The sequence below is a fragment of the Aeromonas oralensis genome (genome assembly GCF_049665575.1).
Lineage (GTDB): Bacteria > Pseudomonadota > Gammaproteobacteria > Enterobacterales > Aeromonadaceae > Aeromonas > Aeromonas hydrophila.
On the sequence record NZ_CP187186.1, the window covers coordinates 2034281 to 2058097 of the forward strand.

At 61.6% G+C, this 23817-nt stretch carries 18 protein-coding genes and 2 pseudogenes; 8 read left to right on the forward strand and 12 right to left on the reverse strand.

Annotated features, from left to right (window positions below; genetic code table 11):
- The first annotated feature begins 59 nt into the window (after positions 1–59).
- Positions 60–866, forward strand: coding sequence for a crotonase/enoyl-CoA hydratase family protein (locus tag ACPDZI_RS09635; protein WP_438834425.1), 807 nt, complete (start codon positions 60–62; stop codon positions 864–866).
- A 75-nt stretch (positions 867–941) separates the two neighbouring features.
- Here ACPDZI_RS09635 and ACPDZI_RS09640 read toward each other — a convergent pair whose 3' ends face one another.
- Positions 942–1193, reverse strand: coding sequence for a hypothetical protein (locus tag ACPDZI_RS09640; RefSeq protein WP_438834610.1), 252 nt, complete (start codon positions 1191–1193; stop codon positions 942–944).
- Between ACPDZI_RS09640 and ACPDZI_RS09645 the strand changes: the two genes are divergently transcribed.
- From ACPDZI_RS09645 to ACPDZI_RS09655, 3 genes are all read left to right on the forward strand, one after another.
- The gene (locus tag ACPDZI_RS09645; RefSeq protein ID WP_438834562.1) at positions 1193–1444 is read left to right on the forward strand and encodes an ogr/Delta-like zinc finger family protein; all 252 of its coding nucleotides are present in this window, start codon (positions 1193–1195) and stop codon (positions 1442–1444) included. The genes ACPDZI_RS09640 and ACPDZI_RS09645 overlap by 1 nt on opposite strands.
- Before the next feature lie 540 nt (positions 1445–1984).
- Positions 1985–2623 carry a hypothetical protein gene (locus ACPDZI_RS09650; RefSeq protein WP_152608366.1) on the forward strand — a complete coding sequence of 213 codons (639 nt, stop codon included), beginning with the start codon at positions 1985–1987 and terminating at the stop codon, positions 2621–2623.
- Between the two features lie 360 nt (positions 2624–2983).
- On the forward strand, positions 2984–4009 hold the full coding sequence (locus ACPDZI_RS09655) for a hypothetical protein (RefSeq protein WP_438834426.1): 1026 nt from the start codon (positions 2984–2986) through the stop codon (positions 4007–4009).
- A 522-nt stretch (positions 4010–4531) separates the two neighbouring features.
- Here ACPDZI_RS09655 and ACPDZI_RS09660 read toward each other — a convergent pair.
- Positions 4532–5503, reverse strand: a pseudogene (locus ACPDZI_RS09660) (replication endonuclease); the annotation flags it as partial.
- A 91-nt stretch (positions 5504–5594) separates the two neighbouring features.
- A complete protein-coding gene (locus ACPDZI_RS09665) occupies positions 5595–7094 on the reverse strand; it encodes an alanine/glycine:cation symporter family protein (RefSeq protein WP_024943954.1) in 1500 nt (499 codons plus the stop codon).
- A gap of 314 nt (positions 7095–7408) precedes the next feature.
- On the opposite strand from ACPDZI_RS09665, the gene ACPDZI_RS09670 reads away from it, so the two are divergent.
- Both ACPDZI_RS09670 and ACPDZI_RS09675 read left to right on the forward strand, forming a co-directional pair.
- Positions 7409–7846, forward strand: a complete 438-nt coding sequence (locus ACPDZI_RS09670; protein WP_187267325.1) for a GNAT family N-acetyltransferase — start codon at positions 7409–7411, stop codon at positions 7844–7846.
- 18 nt (positions 7847–7864) lie between these two features.
- Positions 7865–8674: a zinc-dependent peptidase gene (locus ACPDZI_RS09675; protein WP_438834427.1), complete on the forward strand. Its 810-nt coding sequence runs from the start codon at positions 7865–7867 to the stop codon at positions 8672–8674.
- 82 nt (positions 8675–8756) lie between these two features.
- Here ACPDZI_RS09675 and ACPDZI_RS09680 read toward each other — a convergent pair whose 3' ends face one another.
- The 9 genes and pseudogenes from ACPDZI_RS09680 to ACPDZI_RS09720 form a co-directional block, all read right to left on the reverse strand.
- On the reverse strand, positions 8757–9353 hold the full coding sequence (locus ACPDZI_RS09680) for an acetate uptake transporter (protein ID WP_438834428.1): 597 nt from the start codon (positions 9351–9353) through the stop codon (positions 8757–8759).
- A 699-nt stretch (positions 9354–10052) separates the two neighbouring features.
- Positions 10053–12954 (reverse strand): annotated as a pseudogene (locus ACPDZI_RS09685) (DUF748 domain-containing protein).
- A 48-nt stretch (positions 12955–13002) separates the two neighbouring features.
- Complete coding sequence (locus ACPDZI_RS09690; RefSeq protein WP_438834429.1) at positions 13003–13764, reverse strand: substrate-binding periplasmic protein; 762 nt, start codon at positions 13762–13764, stop codon at positions 13003–13005.
- 37 nt (positions 13765–13801) lie between these two features.
- The gene (locus tag ACPDZI_RS09695; protein ID WP_016350898.1) at positions 13802–14224 is read right to left on the reverse strand and encodes a MerR family transcriptional regulator; all 423 of its coding nucleotides are present in this window, start codon (positions 14222–14224) and stop codon (positions 13802–13804) included.
- Positions 14225–14235: 11 nt separating this feature from the next.
- A complete protein-coding gene (locus tag ACPDZI_RS09700; protein ID WP_438834430.1) occupies positions 14236–15192 on the reverse strand; it encodes a hydroxymethylglutaryl-CoA lyase in 957 nt (318 codons plus the stop codon).
- Positions 15189–17153 (reverse strand): acetyl/propionyl/methylcrotonyl-CoA carboxylase subunit alpha, encoded by a 1965-nt coding sequence (locus ACPDZI_RS09705; RefSeq protein WP_438834431.1) that lies wholly within the window; start codon positions 17151–17153, stop codon positions 15189–15191. Before ACPDZI_RS09705 ends, ACPDZI_RS09700 begins: the two co-directional genes overlap by 4 nt.
- The gene (locus ACPDZI_RS09710) at positions 17150–17989 is read right to left on the reverse strand and encodes an enoyl-CoA hydratase-related protein (RefSeq protein WP_438834432.1); all 840 of its coding nucleotides are present in this window, start codon (positions 17987–17989) and stop codon (positions 17150–17152) included. Before ACPDZI_RS09710 ends, ACPDZI_RS09705 begins: the two co-directional genes overlap by 4 nt.
- A 9-nt stretch (positions 17990–17998) precedes the next feature.
- Positions 17999–19600, reverse strand: coding sequence for a carboxyl transferase domain-containing protein (locus ACPDZI_RS09715; RefSeq protein ID WP_438834433.1), 1602 nt, complete (start codon positions 19598–19600; stop codon positions 17999–18001).
- Positions 19597–20745, reverse strand: a complete 1149-nt coding sequence (locus ACPDZI_RS09720) for an isovaleryl-CoA dehydrogenase (RefSeq protein WP_438834434.1) — start codon at positions 20743–20745, stop codon at positions 19597–19599. The genes ACPDZI_RS09715 and ACPDZI_RS09720 overlap by 4 nt, the downstream gene beginning before the upstream one ends.
- Positions 20746–20988: 243 nt before the next feature.
- Between ACPDZI_RS09720 and ACPDZI_RS09725 the strand changes: the two genes are divergently transcribed.
- Complete coding sequence (locus ACPDZI_RS09725; RefSeq protein ID WP_438834435.1) at positions 20989–22500, forward strand: CoA-acylating methylmalonate-semialdehyde dehydrogenase; 1512 nt, start codon at positions 20989–20991, stop codon at positions 22498–22500.
- A gap of 65 nt (positions 22501–22565) precedes the next feature.
- Positions 22566–23723 (forward strand): acyl-CoA dehydrogenase family protein, encoded by a 1158-nt coding sequence (locus ACPDZI_RS09730; protein ID WP_438834436.1) that lies wholly within the window; start codon positions 22566–22568, stop codon positions 23721–23723.
- The last annotated feature ends 94 nt before the right edge of the window (positions 23724–23817 follow it).

Consider the following 23817-nt stretch of genomic DNA (forward strand, 5'->3'; position numbering starts at 1 on the left):
ATAACACTCTGATAACGTGGTGGTATGACCAGTGTGAGCTCAGGAGAGGACAGAGGAAAATGGAAAAACCAAGGGTCAAATTCGAGATCCGGGACGGCATCGCCGAGGTAATGCTGGCACGGGGCGACAAGCTCAATGCGCTGGACAGGGCCATGTTCAGCGCCATCGACGGGGTACTCGACCAGCTGCGCCAGCACAAGGGGCTGCGGGCGGTGATCCTGCACGGGGAGGGGCGGGCCTTTTGTGCCGGGCTGGATGTGAAATCCATGCTCAAGCAGCCGGTGGCGGCGCTTGAGATTTTAAAACGCGAGGCGGATGAAGCCACTAACCTGGCCCAGCGGGTGGCTTATGGCTGGCACGAGTTGCCGGTGCCGGTGATCGCCGTGACCCAGGGGGTCTGCTTTGGCGGCGGGTTGCAGATCGCGCTTGGCGCCGACTTTCGCTTCAGCACCCCCGACTGTCGCTTCTCGGTGATGGAGATCAAGTGGGGCATCATCCCCGACATGAGCGGCAGCGTCACCATGCGCAACCTGATGGGGGTGGATACCGCCATGGAGCTGGCCATGAGCGGACGCGAGCTGCCGGCGCCGGAGGCCAAGTCCCTCGGGCTGGTGAGCCGGGTCTGCGACGATCCGCTGGCCGAGGCGCGGGAGTTTGTGAAGACCCTCATCACCAAGTCGCCGGACGCGCTGGCGGGGATCAAGCAGCTCTACAACCAGGCCTGGGCCCGCAGCGACGAGGCCATGCTCAAAGAAGAGACCCGGCTGCAAAAGCAGATCCTGGGACGCCCCAACCAGTGGCGCGCCACCCTCAACAGCCTGTTTCGTTGGCGTCTGCCGTTCGGGCCGCGCCGCAACGCGCTCTGACAGGCAGGGATATGGTATCGATCTTGGTGCCAAGGCCATTGAGGGCCCCCAGCATCTGATCGAACCGTTCTGGTTTCATTTCCTTATCCGCGGGTTGGGCTCATCGGTGACGCCGAGGCCCAACGGGTAGGCATGCCCCAGGTAGGCGAATTGCTTGATCGGCTTGAGCTTGCCATTGACCACTTCGGTCTTGAGCGACTGCACTGTGCCATGGCCGGACCCGCGATCGTGCTTCGGCCAGATGACGGCGGTGTAATAGGTCGGATCGCAGGCCTCAGCGTTTGCTGTGGCAAGATAGGCTGTTGATTTGGATAGCAAAGGGGGCAATACGGGTTTATTACAAAGTGTGTGGCCAGCGGGGCCGTATTATCAAGACTAACCGACTGAGTGATGATGTCTCGGATCTCTATTGCCAGTGCACCGATACAGAATGTGGTCACAGTTGGGTGGCCACCTTGTCGTTCGCCCACACCCTAAGCCCCTCGGCCAAGACCACGAACCAACTGGTGCTGAGCTTGATGGGGTCACTTACGCCAGAGGGACGGCAGATGGTACTGAAAGGACTGGGGGCGCAATAGCGCCCCCAGTTGTTTTCCTGCTCTTGCACGATGGTTCGTCATCAGGGATATCCTCCTCTGTTACGGTTGCCACTGCCTATCTTCTCTTTGTGCCTCCCACAAGGCTGACTTTAATCAAAAAATGAGAGAAAAATCAGACTGATGGATAACTTTTAGCTGACTGCAATGGTCTACGTTTGATACCCTGTTTATTCGGCTCGCACAGTTCTAATGGCAGGCAGTTGAGATGCTTGATGATTGCCCCCTCCAATCCAGTTTTAAAGCAGCGCGTTGGGAGCTGAAACCCTATGCGGTAGCTATCTTGTTTACTAGTAAAGAGAGACAAGTACGGGGGGCGGCATTGAGGCTCGTGGTCGGATGATAAGGAAAGGTTCCACATATCCACTGCGTGGGCCAAGTTGGTTAACGTAGGATTTTGAGATCTCAGCAATATCTTCAATGTATAAAAAGTGTGTTGGATATATACGAAAAAGAGGTTTGTTACTATGTGGAAACCTTTCGCATAATAAATTGTCAGGCTTTAACTATCCCGGTAATTTTATGAAAGATAAAGAAAAGCCATGGTATAAAAAGACATGGACAGTCATTTGTGTCATTGCAGGTATTATTTACGCTGCTGTCACAAATGGACCTCAGTTTTTTGAAAATGTCCAAAAGCTACCTGAAGCCATAGAATCTACCTATGATAAGTTTTCTATATGGTATTTTGATGATGCAAGTTGGTCTGGTTTTTGGAGTTCTGATACTGAATTCAATGTAGATTGGCAAGATTTACATTTATCTGATACTGATCTAGTAATTGATATGGAATCATATCACGGTACAATATCCGGCGTCATATTCACTAAGAATGTCTGTGATACTATACCTTTGCTAGGTATGCTTATGCTTGATGCGAAAGTTTCACTATTTAGTCAGACCGCTGATGGGATTTTATTTGAGTATATAAATGGTTCACGTCGAAACTTATCCGAGATAAAGTTGACGATGGACGGCTCCATCCTTGAAGTATCACCAGTTAATGATCGTTGGAAATTCATTCCAACCACTGCAAGAATAATAAAGCAGACAGAAGCAGAGAAAAAGAAGTTGCTACAAAGTAATGGGAAGGGTTTTGTTGATGTTTGTAAAACACAAAGGGATGAATTAATTAAAAAGGTCAAGGCGACGTCTGGATAATAATTTGGGGGGCAGCTACGATCCAAAATCGAAGATGCATTTTGGTCGTTTTAAATATCAACTTATGAAGTTTCATTAAATACTAAATAAAGAGGGGTAGCTCATGGGGTCTTGGCATAAAACTGAGTACATTACAGAGTGTGAGAAGTGTGGTAAGAAATATAATACGGTTAAGTTTGAACAACCAGTTAGAGAAAAGGGGCAATTTCATTGCAAATGTGGTCATGAGCTTGAGCGTTGGAATGGGGGAGTAGATTATACATTCACTGAAATTGAAGAGTAAAAATATAACAAACAAAGTCAGTCGATGCTTACCGCGCGGTTGCCTTGAGGTTGGCCAGTTAAAATGGAAGAAATACAATGTCAGCAAATGTCACTTTTATTGAACAAAATGCACCAATAGATGAATATGGACGCGCCCTTTACGCTGTTTGCAGATCTGTGCTTAGAGCACTTATTGATTCTATTTCAGATGAGGATCTGAGGGATATCAACACACCATTAGATCAGGTGAGGATGAGACAACTGGCGAAAATTGCTCGGCTTGAACGTGACAAAGGAATGCGAGGCGATGGCTTTGAATGGGCAGTGCACGAAGCGATCCTTGGTAAGGAACCGAGTGTAATAAACCCAGTAAGCAATGCGATGCGGCGAGCATCTAAATACGTTAAAGACACTGAGCCAACCTCATTATTATTTGGGCAGGAGCGAGCTAAATATTTAGGCTTTCTTGATGCAATGGTAGATGAAGCTGGCACCGACTCTTACCTACTGCCACAAGGGAGTGGAAAACCTTTTCGATTTGGTCCTTGGGTTCAAGTCGCTGCTCGCGGACATACCGCGGAGTCAGAATTAAATGATAGAATTAAAAAAATATGGAAAACAGATCTTTTTCTATCTGCCTCAGATGATCCTCGTTATTTCGCTGCCACGATAAAGTCTAATTTTGCTCAACTAGAAGGGGGAGCTGGTCTTAGAATTGGCATAGTTCCTGAGTCTACACATTTCAATAATACTGGTGGCGTTAAATATAGTCAAAAACATGGGCTGTGGCTCGTTACTTTGGCTGATCCCAACGGATTTATGGGACTATTTAATGATGCATATCATGCGGTTGCTAGAGCTATCTGCACATTAGGAAAACAAGAACAGCCACCATATTTCATCAAGCCAAGCGCTAAAGCTCAGAAGATACAAGAGCAAATTGAAAAATATCCGGATGCCAAAGCTATAGACATTGAAGGAGCATTGAATGATGCAGCCCAACAAGACTTGGTAGCTAGTACACATAAGCTTATAAGCGTGAATGCCCCTGACTGGCTTCATGTTAAGAAAATGGCACCCAAAATAATTTCGCCCAAGCCAAAATTCATTAAGTTGGATTAATGACTCACAAGGCGCAAAACCCGACCAAAAACTGCTTTGTGTTTTTGTCAGGTTAGCTAAACGTTAGGGCTTAAGTCCCGAGTTTTCGGTACCAGAATAAGAGAGTCATACTCGGGAATGATGACTTGGGCCTCCCAACTACCACGGCGGCGCAGATCACTAATGACTGCCTTCTGGTACTAATTTATCTGTGGTTAGCCACCACCTGGTACTGTGCTGGCATGTACGATGGGTTGAGCTGTTCTGCTGTGCCTGGGTTGGTTAGGTTGGTAGGGCTGCCTGGGACCGTCCATAGGGTGCGCTCTGTTTTGGCGCAGTGGATGGTGCCGCAATGGTCGTTCTACTGGGGGGAGCCATTCCGCGATATGGCGTAGGCCCATTGGCCAGCCATCAGCGGAACGCACAGTTACTGTAGTGCGGTAAGCTCGGGTCTGATACGTGGTCGGTATCCCGGCGGCTAAGTCTGGCTGTGTCAGTAATGCAGGATGGGCGCAGGAGCCCTTGCTTTGCACCTGATGCCTTACACTCTTGTTCGCTGTAGTCGCCCTGTTCCTGCATCCACTCTGGCGTAGCCAGCTCCTCTAGCACACGCCACATCTCTGACTGATAGGGCTGGGGCAGCATCTCGATCCAGCGGTGCGCCCCGGTATGCCCCTGTACTTGGTAGACCTTGCTGCACAGCTCAACCAGCATCGGCCAGTCCTCATCCCCCTCTGGTACCGCGTACTCATCCGGCAGGTCCTGTTCGGCTGGCTGTAGCCCATCCAGTTGCAAATCTGGCTCGCTTGGAAGCGATCGGCTCGACTGCACCTGCCCGTTCTCCAACCATAGGGTGAAACCGTCGGCCCTGACACTGGCACCCGACCGTAAACGGTCAATGGAGAAGGGCGATAACCCCCATTGTTCCTTCATGATCTGGTCAGCGAAAGCTTCTGGATCCGGCCGCGTACAGTTATTGTCAGAGCTCCAAGGTGCCGGGCTGTCGCCCGTTTGAACCCCAACCCCCCTCGCTACAGCCTCGGCGGCTTTCTTGGCTTCATGGGTGCCGGCGGGAATAATTTCCCACCCTTGCAGGCGGGTCTTGATGCCAAGGCGAGCGGAGGTAATGCCCATCAGGCGCTTGATGTCTTCGCCTTGAGCATTGGCCTGCTCCTCGATAAGGTGGGTCAGCTTGATGGGGTGTTCGGCACGGGTGGCCAGTGCGCCGCCCATGGCGTGCTGGTAGCAGCGAAAGATGCCGTTATCTGCGGCAAAGCGGGCGGCCTCAAAGCGCGGGTCTTGCAGCACGGGCTTGGGGCCAACCAGATCGGCATGCTGCTTGGCGTTGCTGATGCGGCGCAGCTCGCGCCATACCCCGACCGGGGCGCCGCCGATCTGCTGGAAGGTGCAAATACCCCACCAACTGGCCCAGGCAACGGCATGCAGAGAACCTTCATCGGCGGCAGTGTCAGCCTCTTCGCTATCGTCCAGGTAGGCGCCGTCGATGCTTTTGGCACGCAACTAATTGAGTTAACACAAGGTATTGAATTTAAAGAAACAAAAATGGCAGCCGAGGCTGCCATTTTTGTTGGGGAGTGGTGCGCGATCAGGAGATCTTGCGATCCTGGTCCGGTTCGAAGGGGTGACCGGATTTCTCCTGCTCCAGGTTCTCTTCGGAGCGGTGACCGGCCCAGTAGTCGGCGTTCTTGATGCCGAGCTTCTCCGGGTGGAACACCGGATCCAGCCCCTTGGCTTGCTGCGCTTCATAGTCGCGCAGGCAGGCAAAGGCGGTCTTTTGCAGCAGCAGGATGGCGATGATGTTGAGCCAGGCCATCAGCCCGACGCCGATGTCACCCATGCCCCAGGCGAGCTCGGCGGTCTTGACGGTGCCATAGACGGTGGAGGCCATCAGGGTCAATTTCAGCACGAAGGTCAGCCAGGGACGGTTCACCTTGCGGTTGATGTAGGCGATGTTGGTCTCGGCGATGTAGTAGTAGGCAACGATGGTGGTGAAGGCGAAGAAGAACAGCGCGATGGCCACGAACATGCTGCCAAAGCCAGGCATCATGCTCTCCATGGCGGTCTGCACGTAGCCCGGGCCTGCAGCCACGCCGGCGATGCCGGTGTAGAGGGCGGCGCCGTCCGGACCCTGCACGTTGTAGAGGCCGGTGATGAGCAGCATAAAGCCGGTGGCGGAGCAGACGAACAGGGTGTCGATGTAGACCGAGAACGCCTGCACCAGGCCCTGTTTGGCCGGGTGGCTCACCGCTGCTGCGGAGGAGGCGTGCGGCCCGGTACCCTGACCCGCTTCGTTGGAGTAGACCCCGCGCTTGACCCCCCACATGATGGCCAGACCCAAAATGGCGCCAAAGCCGGCATCAAAGCCGAAGGCACTCTTCCAGATCAGCAGGATCACGCCGGGCAGGGCGTGGATGTTGAGGGCGATGATGACGCAGGCGACGATGATGTAGCCGAGCGCCATGAAGGGCACCACGGTACTGGCGAAGTTGGCGATGCGCTTGACGCCGCCGAAGATGATGAAGCCGAGCAGCAGTGCCAGACCGGCGGCGGTGACGTTCGGATCGATATCAAACGCAGTCTGCAGGCTGGCACCGATGGAGTTGGCCTGTACCCCCGGGAGCAGCACGCCGCAGGCAAAGATGGTGGCGATGGCGAACGTCCAGGCGTACCACTTCATGCCGAGCCCCTTCTCGATGTAGAAGGCCGGGCCGCCGCGGTATTCGCCGTTGATCTTCTCCTTGTAGACCTGACCCAGGGTGGACTCCACGAAGGCGGAGCTGGAGCCGAGGAAGGCCACCATCCACATCCAGAACATGGCACCCGGGCCGCCAAAGGTGATGGCGGTGGCGACCCCGGCGATGTTGCCGGTACCGACCCGGCCAGCCAGGGTCATGGCCAGCGCCTGGAAGGAGGAGACGCCCGCATCCGTGCTCTTGCCATCAAACATCAGCCGGATCATCTCCTTGATGTGACGCAGTTGCAAAAAGCGGCTGCGCAGGGAGAAGTAGAGGCCTACCCCCAGACACAGATAGATGAGCGCCGGGCTCCAAATCACACCATTGATGGCATTGACGATCTCATTCATGTACAACAACTCCTTTGTTGTGCTGTCTTGTTGGCGGGGTCTGTGCCCCGCTCCCTCAAATTGGTGGTGACCCTCGGGTCACTCGTTATGGTGTGGGACGGGTCGGTGGATGTTTCCACTGGCCAGTCCGCGGGTTTTAACATATCGATTTGTGCTGGGGCTTCCCAGCGAAATATGTTGTTATCTTGTTAATTTGTGAATTGACATTAACAAATGGCCGGTGCAACTGGACAGATTGCGGTGCCGGCCCGGTATCATCTCCTCTTTCGTCGGCGCTCTGCGGTGGGAGAGGGAGAGCAAAATCAAGGCCAAGGATGAAGATGGAGCAAGAAATAGCGATGATCCGCCCGGCGTGTGCCGAGGATACGGCCGCCATGGCCGACCTGCTCGGCCAGCTGGATTACCCGGTCAGCCCGCAGGTGCTGGGCGAGCGCTGGCTGGTGCAAGATCCGGCCCGCGAGGTGCTGGTGGCCTGTCTGGGGGAAGAGATAGCGGGCGTGCTGGTGTGGCACTGGCTCAGCCCGCTGCACGTTGCACCAGCGTGGGGCCTGATCTCGGCGCTGGTTGTCGATGAGGGTGCAAGGGGACGCGGCGTTGGCGCCGCCCTGCTGGTGGCGGCAGAGGAGCGGGCGCGAGCGCAGGGTTGCAGCCAGCTGGAGCTTTCCAGCAGCCTCAAGCGGGAAGGGGCTCATCGTTTCTATCTGGCACAGGGGTATGTCGAGCGTCCGAAACGGTTTGTGAAAACAGTCTGATCAGCAAGAGGAGTCCGCGTGTTCTGGTCCCGCTTACGAAGTGTGTTTGGTGGTGCGTCCCGGCAAGATGACAATGGGCCTGGCGCGCTGGAGTGGCAGCAGGCCCTGGCTGCGGTGCCCATTTTGCAGGGCTTTTCCCAAGAGGAGGAGCAGACCCTGATCGGGTTGGCGCAGCAGCTGCTGGCCCGCAAGACTCTGACCCAGCTCGGGGTATCGCTCACACCCCGTCAGCAGGCGGTGCTGGCGTTGCAGGCGGCGCTGCCCATTTTGCATCTGGGGCTCGACTGGTATCGGGGCTTTCACGAGATCATCCTGATCCCCGAACCGGTGGTGCGCCGACAGCAGGTGCAGGACGAATTCGGGCTGGTGAGCGAGGTTGAAGAGGAGAACGCCGGCGAATCCTGGCCGCAGGGGCCGCTGGTGCTGGCCTGGAGTGAGCTGCAGCAGGACGGGGATTGGGACGGCTTCAATCTGGTGATCCACGAGCTGACCCACAAGCTCGACATGCTGGGAGGGGAGGCCGACGGGGCGCCGCCGCTGCCTGCGGGCATGGATCCGCGCCAGTGGACCGATGCGCTACAGGCGGCATTCGATGCGATGCAGGGTCAGCTGGATCGTAATGAACCCACAGCCATCGATCCTTATGCCGCCTCGCACCCGGCCGAATTTTTTGCGGTGTGCAGCGAGTGCTTTTTCACCGATCCGCTGCGCCTGCGCGACACCTATCCGGCGGTGTATCAGCAGTTTACCCGCTTCTTCGGCCAGCAACCGGCAGCGCGTTTTCCTGCCACCCGGCTGCTGGCGGGGGAGCCCGAGTATTACGGCTAGTCGGGTGAACCTGGCAAATCGCGCCCAACAAAAAGGCACCCCGCAGGGTGCCTTTTTCGTGACAGCTGTGTCGGCCGGGTGCTTAGGCAGCGGCTTTGAGCTGAACGGCGGCGGCTTTCTTGTGATCGCCAATGGGCATCACGGTGCGGCCGAACTGCTCGTTGATCACGGTGGCCATGGCCAGGTAGATGGCGCTGGCGCCACAGATGATGCCTTCGAAACCGGCGATGGTGCCGATCAGGGTGCTGCCGGTGAAGTCACGGGCGGCAAGCAGGAAGAACAACACGGTCAGGGAGGCGAACACGAACTGCTTCACGCGCGGGTAGTTGACGGTCCCGATCAGCATGAACAGGGTGAACATGCCCCACATCAGCAGGTACCAGCCCATGTAGGTGTGCGGGGTGGCTTCGGCCAGACCCATGGTCGGCATCACCAGCAGGAACACCAGGCTCCACCAGAAGGTGCCGTAGGAGATGAAGGCAGTCACACCGAAGGTGTTGCCGCGCTTGTACTCCATGATACCGGCGATGATCTGGGCCAGACCGCCATAGCACAGGCCCATGGCCAGGATCATGGCGCTGATGGGGAAGAAACCTGCGTTATGGATGTTCAGCAGAATGGTGGTCATACCGAAACCCATCAGACCCAGAGGGGCAGGGTTGGCCAATTTTTCGCTCACGTGGCGTTCTCCAAAAATAGAGGTGGGGGTTGATAAAAGACGCGCGATTTTAGGCAGGCTCTTGGCGCTGGGCAAGGGGGGGAATGGCCGAAACGGTAAAAAAATAACGGGATTTTTTACCTGACTGACCATTCGTGCGATCCAGGTAGATGGCAGGTGAATGAATGGTGCTGACAAGGTTGAAAAATTGTATTGAACAGCACGATTCTGAAAGTTTCATACAAATCTGGCCGATGGGCTGAGCAGTGCCGTCAACGGGATGCCCATTGCCAAGCCCGAGTACATTCGAGGCTAAAAAATGCTCTCATATGCCATCAGACAATAGGCGTTCATTGCTTGATTAAGGCAAACGGCCAAGCTGTCTGCTAGCAGCACCCTCAAGGTCGAGCAGGGATCTTTGTGCCGGACTTGTTAGGCGCCTGACTGGTTCGCTTAGGGAGTTGAGGTGTGAAACGGCCAAAGGCAAAAGGGGATGAGTGAGAGAATTCTGGGCCAGTAAGTGGCTGTGGCTGTGTCACCGCGCGCAGGCTTGACCGTGCGGTGGCTGAATTGCCGAGAGAGTCAGTGGCTGGCCGAAGAAGGTGGAAAACAAGGGTACGGCGAGACGATGGATTTGGCGGCTAGCGGCAGGAGATGAAGAGCGTGCAACGTGCAGGATGAGAGAGATGGCATCCCCCTCATCCTGCTGATGTCACCGGCTCAATCGTCCAGGGTCAGCACCACCTTGGCCTCCTTGTCGGCCTCCTTGACCTGGCTGTCCAGCACGAACAGCCGCTCCGGTGCGATCCCCTGGCGATCCACCAGAAACTCCTTGGTGTTCTGGGCGCGGCGCATGGCCAGATTGCGCAGGGACTTGGCGGTGATGAGCTGCTGATCCCGCAGCAGAAGAACCGCCTGGGCGCGCAGGGCCGGGCTCTCTTCATCGAGCTTCAGCCGATCGGCCAGATCCCCGAGATCTTCGTTGAAACGGGCTTCATAAGCTTGTGCCAGCGCCGATTGCATGGCGAGGTCCTGCTCCAGTAGCTCGAGGTCCACCGGGCCGCCGCTGATCTTGGCCAGCACTCGCTCGAGCTTCTGGCGCTGCAAGATGGGGCGCTCCTCGTTGAAGTTGACCTTGCCGCGAATGTTCATGCTGAGCTTGGGCCTGTCCTTGAGGGCCTGTGCCAGTTTGGCCAGCTTCTCCTGCTGGGTGGGGGTGAGATCCGGCTCACCGGGCAGGAAGGGCAGCTCATCGAGATCCTCGCTGCCGCCCGCCAGGGAGGCGAGCAGCGAGAAGGGGGAGGTGACCGCCTTGCGCAGGGTGTTGCCGAGCACGTCCCAGAAGATGTTGCCGAGGCTGAAGTCCGGCTGATCCAGGTTACCCTTCACCTTCAGGTTCATCTGGATCACGCCGTTGGCATCGCTCAGCAGGGCGACCGCCAGCCCCAGCGGCAGATCCTTGGCCTGCTCGCTTTTGACCTTTTCCCCCAGCTGCAGCTTCTTGATGGTGATGTCGTTGTCCCCCTCCAGCCGGTTGCCCTGCAACTGGTAGTTGAGCTTCATGGAGAGCTGGCCCTTGTCGATGGCATAGCCAGCGTAGGTACTGGAGTAGGGGGTGAAGGTGGTGAGCTCCAGATTGTTGAAGGTGACGGCCACGTCCAGCACCGGCTGCTCGATCAGCAGGTTGGTGCCGCCGCGGATGGTCACCGGGGCGTAGCGGTCCACCTTGCCGTTGAAGGCCAGCTCGGAGCGCTGGCCGGGGATGTTGCTGATGTGGCGGCTCTGGCCGCTGAGGGCCGCGATGTCCACCACGAATTCCGGGCTCAGGCTGCGATCGGCAAAGCGCAGGTTGCCTTGCTCGGTGCGGACCTGGGCGATGCTGACGCGAGGGGCTGGCCCGCTGCTGGCGGACTTGGCCGTGGCGGGTTGCGGCAGCAGCAGTTGCTGCACGTTGGTGACCCTGTCTTCGTTGATCTCGATGCGGGCGAAGGGTTTGCGCAGCAGGATGTCGTCGATCTTCACCTGCTGGCTGATGCCGTCGTAGTGCAGGCCGCTCAGTTGCAGCTGCTCAATTTGCAGCAGGCGCTGATTGTCGGCCCGATCCAGCACGTTGAGCCGCTCGATATCGAGCCCGCCGCTCAGCTCCAGCTTGCTCAATGCCCCCTTGGTATCGGTGGCCAGCACCAGCTTGGTGCGACTGGCAAGCTGGCCGTCGCGCACGCTGATGCGCAGCAGATCCTGCAGATAGGGCTGGGCCCAGCTGAGCGGCAGGCCCTGTTGCTTGATCTCGCCGTTGAGGCTGAAGGGGGTGAGGGAGAGGTCACCGTCAAAGTCCAGTTTCGCCTGGTTGTTGAGCGCCCCGCTCAAGGTCAGCGGGCTGGTCTGTCCGCTCTGGCTGCCCAGCGGACCCAGCGCCAGCGTCAGGGCGGAAAGCTCGCGCAGCAGCGGTTTGCCGCTGCTCGATTCGGTCAGTTTGAGCTGGCCCTGTTCGATGCGAGTCTGCTTGAGGTTCCAGCGCCAGGGTTTGCCCGGCGCCGCCGGTTTGGCGGCTTTACTGGTGTTGACCGGCGGCTGGGGGAGCAGCAGAGTCGCCAGATCCAGCTGCTGGTTGGCATCGAGCACCGCGCTGACGGGCCGGGGCCTTGAGCGCCAGCCGGTCGATCTGCAGCGCCTGCTTGTTGCCGTCGAGCGCGATGCCGGTCAGCGCCAGCTGCTTGAAGCGGGCAAATTCGCCGCCCTTGCGGCGCTGGAACTGCCAGTCATTGAGGGTCAGCTTGCCCTTGGATAGTTGCCAGCTCAGCCCCTGCTTCCCCTCGGCTATCTGGTAGGCAAGCTCGGCGTTGGCCTCGCCCTTGGCCAGCTTGACGTCGAGATAAGGCGCCCAGAGCGGGGCGAAGGGGGCGAGCGCCAGCTTGCCGAGGCTAATCTTCCCCTTGCCGGCGCCGCTCATGATGTCGAGCTCACCGCTCGCCTTGAGCGGGCTCTGCTGATTGAGGGTGGCGGCAAGCACGAAGGGGTTGGCGTGGCCAGGGGCGGTGGAGAAGGTCGGCAGTTGCAGGTCGAGCCCGCTCAGGGTCAGGGTGGGCACCCAGCCGGGGCTGCTCTGCTTGCGGCTGTCCTGATAGGCGATATGACCCTGCTCTGCCGCCAGTTGGTTGATCTGCACCAGCAGGGGGGCCTTGTTGCTGGTGGTCGGTACATCATCTTGCACGAGCAGTCTGGCCAGCGCTTCGGTCAAATTGAAGCGAACGGTTTTGCCTTGATCCGCCAGTCGCACCAGGTTGACGGTTGGCTTGACGAGGCGCGCCTCGTTGAGGATCAGGGCGCGTTGGCGCCAGCTTTCCCCTAGCAAGGGGGTGAGCTGCAGGCGTTCAAAGGCGACGAGGGGCTGCTGCTGGTCATCGAACAGGGTGGTGGGGCCGATGGCGAGGGAGGGGTGGCGCAGGCCGACGTCGATCTCCCCTAGGCTCAGGTGCAGGCCGTAGTGTTTGGCCAGCCAGCTTGGCAGGTGACGCTGGGTCAGCGTGGGGGCTTGCCATAACAGAATAAGCAGGGAGATCAGCAGGGCGGCGCAGAGGTAGAGGGCGTAGCGCAGCAGACGGGCACGCAGAGGCTTGGGCATGAGGGTCTCCAATTGATGCGCATAGGGTAACAAACTTTCAGGGCATGATCATGGTGCCACTTGATGCTGTACGCCGTACTTTGTCCAAAGGCTTGCCAATTTCCCGCTCTCTTTCAACTGCGCCAGCCACTGTTCCAGCTGCTGTACCGAGATCCCTGCGTCCGGGCTGAGCAGGGCGCGCAGTTCATACTGTTGATCCCACCGGTTGGAGCGCAGTAGCTGGCTTGCCTGCTGGGGGTAATCCTTGTCGAACTGGTTGAGGTAGGAGAGGTTGAGGATGGCCACCTCGCCGCGCCCCTTGAACAGTCCCTGCAGGGCGCTGATGTTGTCCTTGACCAGGGTGATATTGAAGCGCTGCTTCAGGGTGCTCGCGGTGGCGTCGAAATCGGCGATGCCGTAGTGATAGCCACTGACCCCGATCAGCTGGCGCTGGGCCAGGTTGTCAAAGAAGGATTGATCCCGCCCCTGTGCCTTGAGGGCGACGTAGCGCTCGCCGCCCAGCAGCAGCGGACGGCTGATGCGCACCTGATCGGCATTCCAGTCCCAGCGGATATCTTCGAACAGCATCAGCGAGAAGCGACCGAGGGCCAGCGCCTTGTAGCGGTGGGGGGCCGAGGTGGGCACGAACACGAAGTGCACATCTTGCTGGATGTCGTTGAGCAGGGCAATGAGATCCAGAGTCAGCCCGCGATAGCGGCCGCTGTCGTCCTTGACGACGAAGGGAGCATAGGGGTAGCCACCGACCCGGATCAGCGGGTGGCCCCATGCCGTACAGCAGAGCAGCAGCAACAACCAGCACCAGCGTTTCATGGGGTCTCCCAGCAGGCAGAGATGATCCCAGATTCGGTTAATCTGCGCTGGTTTTCAAGCTGTTAAGGGAATTAACACAGCGCTGCTCGGCTGCCTCCAGCTCAGCCATCACCATCTGGATGTCCTCCAGCTGCTGGCGCAGGGAGTGACGCTTGGCCTCGATGAGCTGGATCATGGAGTTGAGCTGGGTCTTGCTGGAGCGGTCGGTGTCATACATGTCGAACAGCTCGCGGATCTCCGCCAGGCTGAAGCCGAGGCGCTTGCCGCGCAGGGTCAGCTTGAGCCGGATCTTGTCCTTGTGGCTGTAGATGCGGGTCTGCCCCTCCCGGGTCGGGGTGATGAGCCCCTCGTCCTCGTAGTAGCGGATGGTGCGCGGCGTGATGTCAAACTCGTGGGCCAGCTCGGAGATGCTGTAGGTCACCTCCTTGCCGGCGAGCCCGTGGGCGAGGGTATTGGACATGGCAGGGCTCCTTATTGCGGGGATGGCTGGCACAGCCGGGTACGCAGCCGCTCGGCATTGGTGTGCAGGGCCCGGCCGACCCGTGAGCCGTTGGGGCGGCCGAGCTGCTCGCTGACCCACTGGCCGGTGGCAGCCAGCTGGTCGAGATCGACGCCGGTGCTCATGCCAAGGCCGTGCAGCAGGTAGACCACCTCCTCCGAGGCGACGTTGCCGGAGGCGCCGGGGGCATAGGGGCAGCCGCCGAGGCCGGCCACCGAGCTGTCGATGGTGCGGATGCCGCGCTCCAGCGCCGGCAGCAGGTTGGCCAGCCCCTGGCCATAGGTGTCGTGAAAATGGACCGCGAGCCGGCCGGCCGGGATCTCGTGCAGCACCGCATCCAGCATGGGGGCCACGGTGCCCGGGGTGCCGACGCCGATGGTGTCGCCGAGCGATATCTCGTGGCAACCCAGATCCAGCAGCCGCTCAGCCATGGCGGCGACCCGCTTGGGCCGGGTCGGGCCATCGAACGGGCAGGCGATGACGGTGGAGAGGTAGCCGCGCACCTTGATGCCGAGGCTGCGCGCCTCTTTCACCAGCGGGGCGAAGCGTACCAGCGACTCCTCCACGCTGATGCCGATGTTGGCCCGGGTAAAGCCGTCGGAGCAGGCGGTGAAGAGGCCTATCTCGTCGGCGCGGGCGGCAATGGCGGCCTGCAGACCCTGCAGATTGGGCACCAGGGCGCCATAGCGGGTCGGCCCCCTGCGCGGCAGGGCGTTGAACAGTGCGGCGGAATCCGCCATCTGCGGCACCTTCCTGGGTGACACGAAGGCGCCGACCTCGATGCGCTGCAGCCCGCTCTCGGCCAGGCGGGCGATGAGCTCCAGCCGCTGCACCAGCGAGAGGGTGGCGGCCTCATTTTGCAGGCCGTCCCGCGGCCCCATCTCCACCAGGCTGACCTTGTCGTCCCGGCTCTCCTGTGCTCGGCTCATGAGCGCTCCTCCTGCGCGGTATGCTGCTCGGCAAAGCGCACCAGCAGGGCGCCCTGACTCACCTGTTCGCCCTGGCGGCACTGCAGCGCCTCGATCACCCCATCCCGATCGGCCTTGAGGACGAGCTCCATCTTCATCGCCTCCAGCACCAGCAGGGGCTGCCCCTTGCTGACCGGCTGGCCGGCCTTGACCTGCAATGCCACGACGATGCCATGCATGGGGGCCATGATGCCGGGGGCATCGCCGGCCTCGTGATCATGGTGCAGCTGATGATGCTGATCATCGGCCGAAAAGCGGATGCGCCTGCCCGCCAGGTGCAGCAGATAGTCGCCCTCGCCGAGGGTGTGTAGCGGGTAGCGCTGCCAGCTGCCGGCCTGCTGCAGGCGGATCTGATCCGCCCCGAGCTCGAACGGGATCTGCTCGCCCTGCCAGAGCAGGCTGCCTGCCCGCTCGGCGAGGGTCAGCACGCGGGCCTCCTCGCCGATGCGCACCGCTGCGCTAAAGCTGCGGGTGGGGCCCAGCCGAAAGCCTGCGGCCTGCTGCCAGGGGGAGGCGCCGTGCTCGCGACTGGCGAGCCAGAGGGCGGCGAGCGGCCAGGCGAGCGCCGGGACGGGCAGAGTGTCGGTGGGAATGGGCCACTGGGTGTGGTGGCCCATGGCCAATACTTCTGGCTCTTCGCACAGGCGCAGCAAGAGCGGGCCGTTGTGCACCAAGGGGCCGAGTTCCAGCGCCGCCAGCGCGTCGGCCAGGCAGGCAAAGGCCTCGCTGCGGCTCGGTGCGTGGGCGATCAGCTTGGCGATCATGGGGTCGTAATAGGGGCTCACCGCATCGCCGGCGTCGACGCCGGTGTCGATGCGCACGCCATCTGGCCAGTGAAGCCAATTGATGGGGCCGCTGGCGGGCAGAAAACCGGCCGCCACGTCCTCGGCGTAGAGGCGCGCCTCCACCGCATGGCCGCGCAGCACCACCTCATCCTGAGTGAGCGGCAGCGGCTTGCCTTCGGCCACTGCCAGCTGCCAGGCCACTAGATCCTGACCGGTGACAGCCTCGGTGACCGGGTGCTCCACCTGCAGCCGGGTGTTCATCTCCATGAAGAAGAACTCTTCTCCGCACAGCAGAAACTCGATGGTGCCAGCCCCCCGATATGTGATGGCCCGGGCGGCGGCGACGGCGGCCTCGCCCATGGCGCGGCGCAGCGCCGGTACGATGTCGGGGGCGGGGGCCTCCTCGATCACCTTCTGGTGACGGCGCTGCAACGAGCAGTCCCGATCTCCCAGATAGATGGCGTTGCCAAGGGTATCGGCAAACACCTGCACCTCCACGTGGCGGGCGCGGGCGAGATAGCGCTCCAGCAGCACGTGGTCGTCACCGAAGGCGGCGCTGGCCTCCCGCTTGACCGCCGCCAGGGCGTCGTCAAAGTCGGCGAGCTGATCGACCCGGCGCATCCCCTTGCCACCGCCGCCGCTGGCCGCCTTGATAAGGAGCGGGAAGCCCACCTGGCTCGCCTGATCGCGCAAAAAGTCGGGGTGCTGATCCGCGCCGTGATAACCGGGCAGCACCGGCACGCCGGCGGCCTGCATCAGCGCCTTGGCGCCCGACTTGTCGCCCATGGCGAGGATGGCGGCGCCGCTTGGGCCGATGAAGCGCACACCACGCTGCTCGCAGGCGGTGGCAAAGTCGCTGTTCTCGGACAGAAAACCGTAGCCCGGGTGGATGGCGTCGGCCCGCGCCTCTTTGGCAATCTTCAGCACCTTGCCGGTGTCGAGGTAGCTCTCTCTGGCCGGTGCGGGTCCCAGATGCCAGGCTTCGTCGGCTTCCCGCACATGCATGGCGTGGGCGTCGGCGTCCGAGTAGAGGGCGATGGTGTGAATGCCGAGGCGCCGAGCGGTCTTGATGATGCGTACGGCGATTTCGCCGCGGTTGGCGATCAGCAGGCGCTTGATGGGGTGGTATTGAGTCATGCTTCGTCCTTGAAACGGGAGCGCCAGGCGGGGGGGCGTTTGTCGAAGAAGGCTTGCATCCCCTCCTGGGCTTCGAGACCGACCCTTACCCGGGCGATGGTCTCGACGGTTTTCTCTTCGTGCAGGCTGGCGCCGTGGCTCTCGAGGGCGGCCAGCAGCCGCTTGGTCTCTTTCATCGCTTCCGGCCCGTTGCGGCACAGGCGCAGGGCCTGCGCACGCCCTTCGGCCAGCAGCTGATCCGGCGGGCAGCGCCGGTGCGCCACGTTGAGGCGGCAGGCGGTCACCGCATCGAACGGTTCGGCGCAGAGCATCAGGGCGCGGGCTTGGCGCATCCCCATGGCGCGCACCACGTAGGGGCTGATCACCGCGGGCACCAGCCCGAGGCTCACCTCGGAGAGGCAGAAGCGGGCGTCATCGGCGGCCAGCACCAGATCGCAGGCGCAGATGAGGCCCAGCGCTCCGCCGTAGGCGGCGCCCTGTACCAGCGCCACCGTGGGGAAGGGGAGCTCGTCCAGGGTTTGCATCAGCCGGGCCAGCACTCGGGCGTCTTCCCGGTTGTGCTCGAAATCGGCGTGGGCCAGGTTGCGCATCCAGTTGAGATCGGCGCCGGCGCAAAAATGCTTGCCTTCGGCCCGCAGCAGTAAGGCGTGGGGGCGATCGGCGAGGGCCTGGCCGTGGGTGTGGGCCAGCTCGTCGAGGCAGTCGAGCAGCCCCAGCATAAGGTCGGCGTCAAAGGCGTTGTGGCGGGCCGGGTGGTCGAGCACCAGCTCGGCCAGCGGGCCGTGTCGCTCCAGCCGAAAACCGGGCTGGAGAGCGTGACTGAGTGGATCGGACATGTGAACTCCTTACATCCGGAAGATGCCGTACTGTTCCGGGCCGGTCTCGGCCCCCTGACAGGCCGCCAGCGCCAGCGCCAGCACGGTGCGACTCTGGGCCGGGTCGATGACGCCGTCATCCCACAGGCGGGCGCTGGCGTAGTAGGGGTGACCCTGACGCTCATACTGCTCGATCACCGGTGTGCGGATGGTGGTTGCCTCCTGCTCGCTCAATGGCTTGCCCTCGGCCGCCAGCTTGTCTCGGCGCACCTGCACCAGCACCCCGGCCGCCTGCTCGCCCCCCATGACGGAGATGCGGCTGTTGGGCCAGCTGAACAGAAAATCGGGGTCGTAGGCGCGCCCGCACATGCCGTAGTTGCCGGCACCGAAGCTGCCGCCGACGATCAGGGTGATCTTGGGCACCCGGCTGCAGGCCACGGCGGTGACCAGCTTGGCGCCGTGCTTGGCGATCCCTTCGCGCTCAGCCTGGTTTCCCACCATAAAGCCGGTGATGTTTTGCAAAAAGATCAGCGGGATGGCGCGCCGGTTGCAAAGCTGGATGAAGTGGGCCCCCTTCTGGGCGCTGTCGCTGTGCAGCACGCCATTGTTGGCGAGGATCCCCACCGGCATGCCGCAGATCCGGGCAAAGCCGGTGACCAGGGTAGTGCCGAACAGCGCCTTGAATTCGTCAAAGTCAGAGCCATCCACCAGCCGGGCGATCAGCTCCCGTGCGTCATAGGGGCGCTTGAGGCTGGTGCCCACCAGGCCGTAGAGATCCTCGATGGGGTAGCAGGGGGGCTCATGGCCGGGGCTGGTCTCTACCGGTTCGCTCCCCAGGTGGGTCACCAGGGTGCGGGCGATGACCAGTGCGTGGCCATCGTCACGTGCCATGTGATCTGCCACCCCGGAGTGGGCGCAGTGTACCTCGGCGCCGCCCAGCGCCTCGGCGCTGATCTCCTCGCCGGTGGCGGCCTTGACCAGCGGCGGCCCCGCCAGAAAGATGGTGGCCTGATCCCTGACCATGATCGACTCATCCGCCATGGCGGGCACGTAGGCTCCCCCGGCGGTGCAGAGCCCCATCACCACCGCCAGCTGGGGAATGTTCTGGGCCGACATGCGGGCCTGGTTGTAGAAGATACGGCCAAAGTGATCCCGGTCGGGGAACACCTCGTCCTGCATCGGCAGAAAGGCGCCGCCGGAATCCACCAGATAGAGGCAGGGGAGGCGCAGCCGCTCGGCGATGGCCTGGGCGCGCAGGTGTTTCTTCACCGTGAGCGGGTAGTAGGTGCCGCCCTTCACGGTAGCGTCATTCACCACCAGCATGCACAGGCGCCCAGAGACCCGGCCGATGCCGGTGATGAGGCCGGCGGCAGGCACTGGCTCGTCATAGACCTGCCAGCCGGCCAGCGCCGAGAGCTCGAGAAAGGGGGAACCTGGGTCCAGCAACTGGTTGATGCGCTCGCGGGGCAGCAGCTTGCCGCGGGCCTGATGGCGGGCGTTGTTGGCAGCGCCCCCGCCCAAGGCTATCTCCTCCAGACGGGCATTGAGATCGTCGACCAGTGCCTGCATGGCGGCCCGATTGGCCTCATAGTCGGGACTGGCGGTGTCGAGGCGGGAGTGGATCCTGCTCATGCGTTATCCCCCATCAGCTCGCGGCCGATGAGCCAGCGGCGGATCTCCGAAGTGCCGGCACCTATCTCGTAGAGCTTGGCGTCCCGCAGCAGGCGGCCGGTGGGGTATTCGTTGATGTAGCCGTTGCCGCCGAGCAGCTGGATGGCATCGAGCGCCATCTGGGTGGCGTTCTCGGCGGCAAACAAAATGGCGGCGGCGCAATCCTTGCGGCTGGTGCGGCCCTGATCGCAGGCGCTCGCAACCGAATAGACCAGTGCCCGGCTGCTGGCGAGGCGGGTATACATGTCGGCGAGCTTGCCTTGCACCAGCTGGAACTCACCGATGGGGTGGCCGAACTGCTTGCGCTCGCGCACATAGGGCAGCACCACGTCCATGCAGGCCTGCATGATGCCAAGGGGACCGGCTGCCAGCACCACCCGCTCGTAGTCGAGCCCGCTCATCAGCACCTTGACGCCTCCGTGCAAGGGGCCCAGCAGGTTCGCTTGCGGCACCTGGCAGTTGTCAAACACCAGCTCGCAGGTGCTGGAGCCGCGCATGCCGAGCTTGTCGAGCTTCTGGGCGGTGGAGAAACCGGGAGTCCCCGCCTCGACGATAAAGGCGGAAATCCCTTTGGGGCCGGCGGCGGCATCCGTCTTGGCATAGATGACGAAGGTGTCGGCATCGGGCCCGTTGGTGATCCACATCTTGTTGCCATTGAGCACGAAGTGATCCCCCTCGTGCACCGCGGTGAGGCGCATGCTCACCACGTCGGAGCCGGCGCCCGGCTCGCTCATGGCCAGCGCCCCCACGTGTTTGCCGCTGACCAGATCAGGCAGATATCTCGCCTTCTGATCAGGGGTGCCGTGGCGGTGGATCTGGTTGATGCAGAGGTTGGAGTGGGCGCCGTAGGAGAGGCCAACCGAGGCGCTGGCGCGGCTCACCTGCTCCATCACCAGCACATGGGCCAGATAGCCGAGGTTCACCCCGTCATACTCCTCCGCCACCGTGATGCCGTGCAGACCCAGCTCCCCCATGCGGGGCCAGAGATCGCGGGGGAAGACGTTGCTCTGATCGATGTCGCCCGCTCGCGGCGCAATCACTTTCTGGCAGAAGGCCTCGACCTGCTCGGTCAGGGCGCACAGGGTCTCGTCCATCACTGCATGCATCCTTGCTCTCCTCATATGAAGGGTGACAGCTTGGCGGCCGAGCTGAAACAGGGGGCCAAACTGGTCAGTCCATTTGTGATATAAGTTTACGTTAGCGTAAACGTAAGTTGATTGTTAGTCTAAGGTAAATTTGTTGCGCCATGACGGCAAGGACGATTGCCCGGTCGTGATGGCCCCCGTCACAGGAGTGCCCATGGTCCGTCCGCAAGCGGCCCATGATGTGCCAGCAAGGAGAGAGTGCCCATGAACAACCATCAGACCCGGTTCGGCGACGTGCCGCTGCACATCGGCGGGGAGGCGTATCCTTCCGCGAGCGAGCAGTGGATCGAGGTGACCGACCCGGCGGATCAGAGCCTGCTGGCGCGGGTGCCGAAGGCCACCTCGGCGGAAATTGAACTGGCGGTGCGCACCGCCCACGACGCCTATCTACTGTGGCGGGAGGTGCCGGCTTCCGAGCGGGCCCGGGTGATGTTCAACTACCAGCATCTCTTGAAGACGCATCACGACGAGCTGGCGGCCCTGCTGGCCCAGGAGACCGGCAAGAATCTGGCGGATGCCAAAGGGGATGTGTGGCGCGGCATCGAGGTGGTGGAGCAGGCCTGCGCCATCGCGAGCCAGACCCTGGGGGAGACCATGGGCAACGTGGCACGGCGGGTCGACGGTCACTCCTGGGTGCAGCCGCTCGGGGTCTGCCTTGGCATCACTCCTTTCAACTTTCCGGCCATGATCCCGCTCTGGATGTTCCCGCTGGCGGTGGCCTGCGGCAACGGCTTCGTGCTCAAGCCCTCCGAGCAGGATCCGCTCACCCCCATGCGCCTGGCCGAGCTGTTTGCCGAGGCGGGGGCCCCCAGGGGCATTTTGTCGGTGGTGCATGGCGGCGCCGAGCAGGTGGATGCGCTGCTGGCCCATCCCGACATCAAGGCGGTCAGCTTCGTCGGCTCGGCCCGGGTTGGCGGTCACGTCTATCGCAGCGCCACTTCGCAGCTCAAGCGGGCCCAGTGCTTTGTCGGTGCCAAGAACCACATGGTGATCATGCCGGATGCCAACAAGGCGCAGGTGCTGAGCAACCTGGTGGGGGCCGGGGTCGGCGCCGCCGGTCAGCGCTGCATGGCCATCAGCGTGGCGGTGTTCGTGGGCAGTGCCCGGGAGTGGATCCCCGAGCTCGCCGCCGAGTTCGCCAAGGTGAAGCCCGGCGTCTGGCACGATCCCGAAGCCGCCTACGGCCCACTCATCAGCCCGGAGGCGAAAGTCAGGGTGGAGGGGCTCATCGAGGCGGGGATCGCCGAGGGGGCCGAGTGCCTGCTGGACGGCCGTTTTTGCGATGTGCCCGGCTACCCGGTGGGCAACTGGGTGGGGCCGACCCTGTTTCGCGGGGTGACCCCAGAGATGCGCATCTACCAGGAGGAGATCTTCGGGCCCGTGCTGGCCTGTCTCGAGGTGGCGAACCTCGATGAGGCGCTCGCCCTCATCAACGACAACCCCTACGGCAACGGTACCTCCATCTTCACCGGCTGTGGCGCGGCTGCCCGCAAGTTTCGTCACGAGGTGGCGGTGGGCCAGGTGGGGATCAACGTGCCCATCCCGGTGCCGCTGCCGTTTTTCTCCTTCACCGGCTGGCGCGGCTCCTTCTACGGGGATCTGCACGCCTACGGCAAGCAGGCGGTGCGTTTTTACACCGAGACCAAGACAGTCACCGAACGCTGGTTCGACGAAGACATTCCCAGCGGCCCCAACATGACCATTCAGCTGCGCTGATGGCAGGTTGCCCGGGCGCACCCACTGACAGAAACGGATCGAACAAGTACAAGGAAGCGAACAAGATGGATTTTAACCTGACCCCGGATCAGCAGGCCTATGTGGAGGCCGCCAGCGCCTTCGCCGAGGAGGCGCTCAAGCCCCACGCCGCGCGCTGGGACAAGGAGCATGAGTTCCCCATCCCTACCATCAAGCAGGCGGCGGCGCTCGGCTTTTGTGGCCTCTACACCCCGGAGCAGTACGGCGGCCTCGGCCTGCCGAGGCTCGATGCCAGCCTCATCTTCGAGCGCCTCGCCATGGGCTGTACCTCCACCACGGCTTATCTGACCATCCACAACATGGTGAGCTGGATGCTGGGCAGCTGGCTGCCTGCCGAGGTGGCCGAGGAGTGGGTACCTAGGCTGGCCAGCGGCGAGCAGCTGGGCTCCTACTGCCTCACCGAGCCGGGCGCCGGCTCCGATGCCGCGGCCCTCAAGACCCGCGCCGTGCGCGATGGCGAGGATTACCTTCTCGACGGCAGCAAGGTGTTCATCTCGGGCGCCGGCAGCACCGACGTGCTGGTGGTGATGGCCCGCACCGGTGGCGAGGGGGCGAAGGGGATCTCCGCCTTCATGGTACCGGCCCAGACCCCCGGCGTGAGTTACGGCAAGGCGGAGGAGAAGATGGGCTGGAACAGCCAGCCCACCCGGGAGGTGAACTTCAGCGCCGTGCGCATCCCCGCCCGTTACCGGCTGGGGCAGGAGGGGGAAGGGTTCAAGTTCGCCATGCAGGCGCTCGATGGCGGGCGCATCAACATCGCTACCTGCTCGGTCGGCACTGCCCAGCAGGCCCTCGACGATGCCCTGGCCCATGTGCAGCAGCGCCAGCAATTTGGCCACCCGATCAGCGAATTCCAGAGCGTGCAGTTCCGCCTAGCCGACATGGCCACCGAACTGGCGGCTGCCCGGCTGCTGGTACGCCAGGCGGCCGCCAGGCTCGATGCGGGGGCGCCAGACAAGAGCGCCTGGTGCGCCATGGCCAAGCGTTTTGCCACCGACGTGGGGCACCGCGTCTGCGACGATGCCCTGCAACTTTTTGGCGGCTATGGTTATATCCGCGAGTACCCGCTCGAGCGCTACCTGCGCGATACCCGGGTCCACCGCATTCTGGAAGGGACGAATGAAGTGATGCGGCTCATCATTGCCCGCCGCCTGTTGGCCGAGCCTGGGCTGGCGCTGGAGTAGCGAGATGGGGCCGCCGTGCCCGGCAGCCCGACCTGACGACGCGGTTGGCGTGACTCGTCGTCAGGCTTTGTGAGCCAGCCGCAGGTCGGCTCCA

What these genes read in the sequence shown, in the direction of transcription:
- ACPDZI_RS09635 (WP_438834425.1), top strand. Translation starts at nt 60, where the DNA reads ATGGAAAAACCAAGGGTCAAATTCGAGATCCGGGACGGCATCGCCGAG.
- ACPDZI_RS09650 (WP_152608366.1), top strand. Translation starts at nt 1,985, where the DNA reads ATGAAAGATAAAGAAAAGCCATGGTATAAAAAGACATGGACAGTCATT.
- ACPDZI_RS09655 (WP_438834426.1), top strand. Translation starts at nt 2,984, where the DNA reads ATGTCAGCAAATGTCACTTTTATTGAACAAAATGCACCAATAGATGAA.
- ACPDZI_RS09665 (WP_024943954.1), bottom strand. Translation starts at nt 7,094, where the DNA reads ATGAATGAGATCGTCAATGCCATCAATGGTGTGATTTGGAGCCCGGCG.
- ACPDZI_RS09670 (WP_187267325.1), top strand. Translation starts at nt 7,409, where the DNA reads ATGAAGATGGAGCAAGAAATAGCGATGATCCGCCCGGCGTGTGCCGAG.
- ACPDZI_RS09690 (WP_438834429.1), bottom strand. Translation starts at nt 13,764, where the DNA reads ATGAAACGCTGGTGCTGGTTGTTGCTGCTGCTCTGCTGTACGGCATGG.
- ACPDZI_RS09695 (WP_016350898.1), bottom strand. Translation starts at nt 14,224, where the DNA reads ATGTCCAATACCCTCGCCCACGGGCTCGCCGGCAAGGAGGTGACCTAC.
- ACPDZI_RS09700 (WP_438834430.1), bottom strand. Translation starts at nt 15,192, where the DNA reads ATGAGCCGAGCACAGGAGAGCCGGGACGACAAGGTCAGCCTGGTGGAG.
- ACPDZI_RS09705 (WP_438834431.1), bottom strand. Translation starts at nt 17,153, where the DNA reads ATGACTCAATACCACCCCATCAAGCGCCTGCTGATCGCCAACCGCGGC.
- ACPDZI_RS09710 (WP_438834432.1), bottom strand. Translation starts at nt 17,989, where the DNA reads ATGTCCGATCCACTCAGTCACGCTCTCCAGCCCGGTTTTCGGCTGGAG.
- ACPDZI_RS09715 (WP_438834433.1), bottom strand. Translation starts at nt 19,600, where the DNA reads ATGAGCAGGATCCACTCCCGCCTCGACACCGCCAGTCCCGACTATGAG.
- ACPDZI_RS09720 (WP_438834434.1), bottom strand. Translation starts at nt 20,745, where the DNA reads ATGCATGCAGTGATGGACGAGACCCTGTGCGCCCTGACCGAGCAGGTC.
- ACPDZI_RS09725 (WP_438834435.1), top strand. Translation starts at nt 20,989, where the DNA reads ATGAACAACCATCAGACCCGGTTCGGCGACGTGCCGCTGCACATCGGC.
- ACPDZI_RS09730 (WP_438834436.1), top strand. Translation starts at nt 22,566, where the DNA reads ATGGATTTTAACCTGACCCCGGATCAGCAGGCCTATGTGGAGGCCGCC.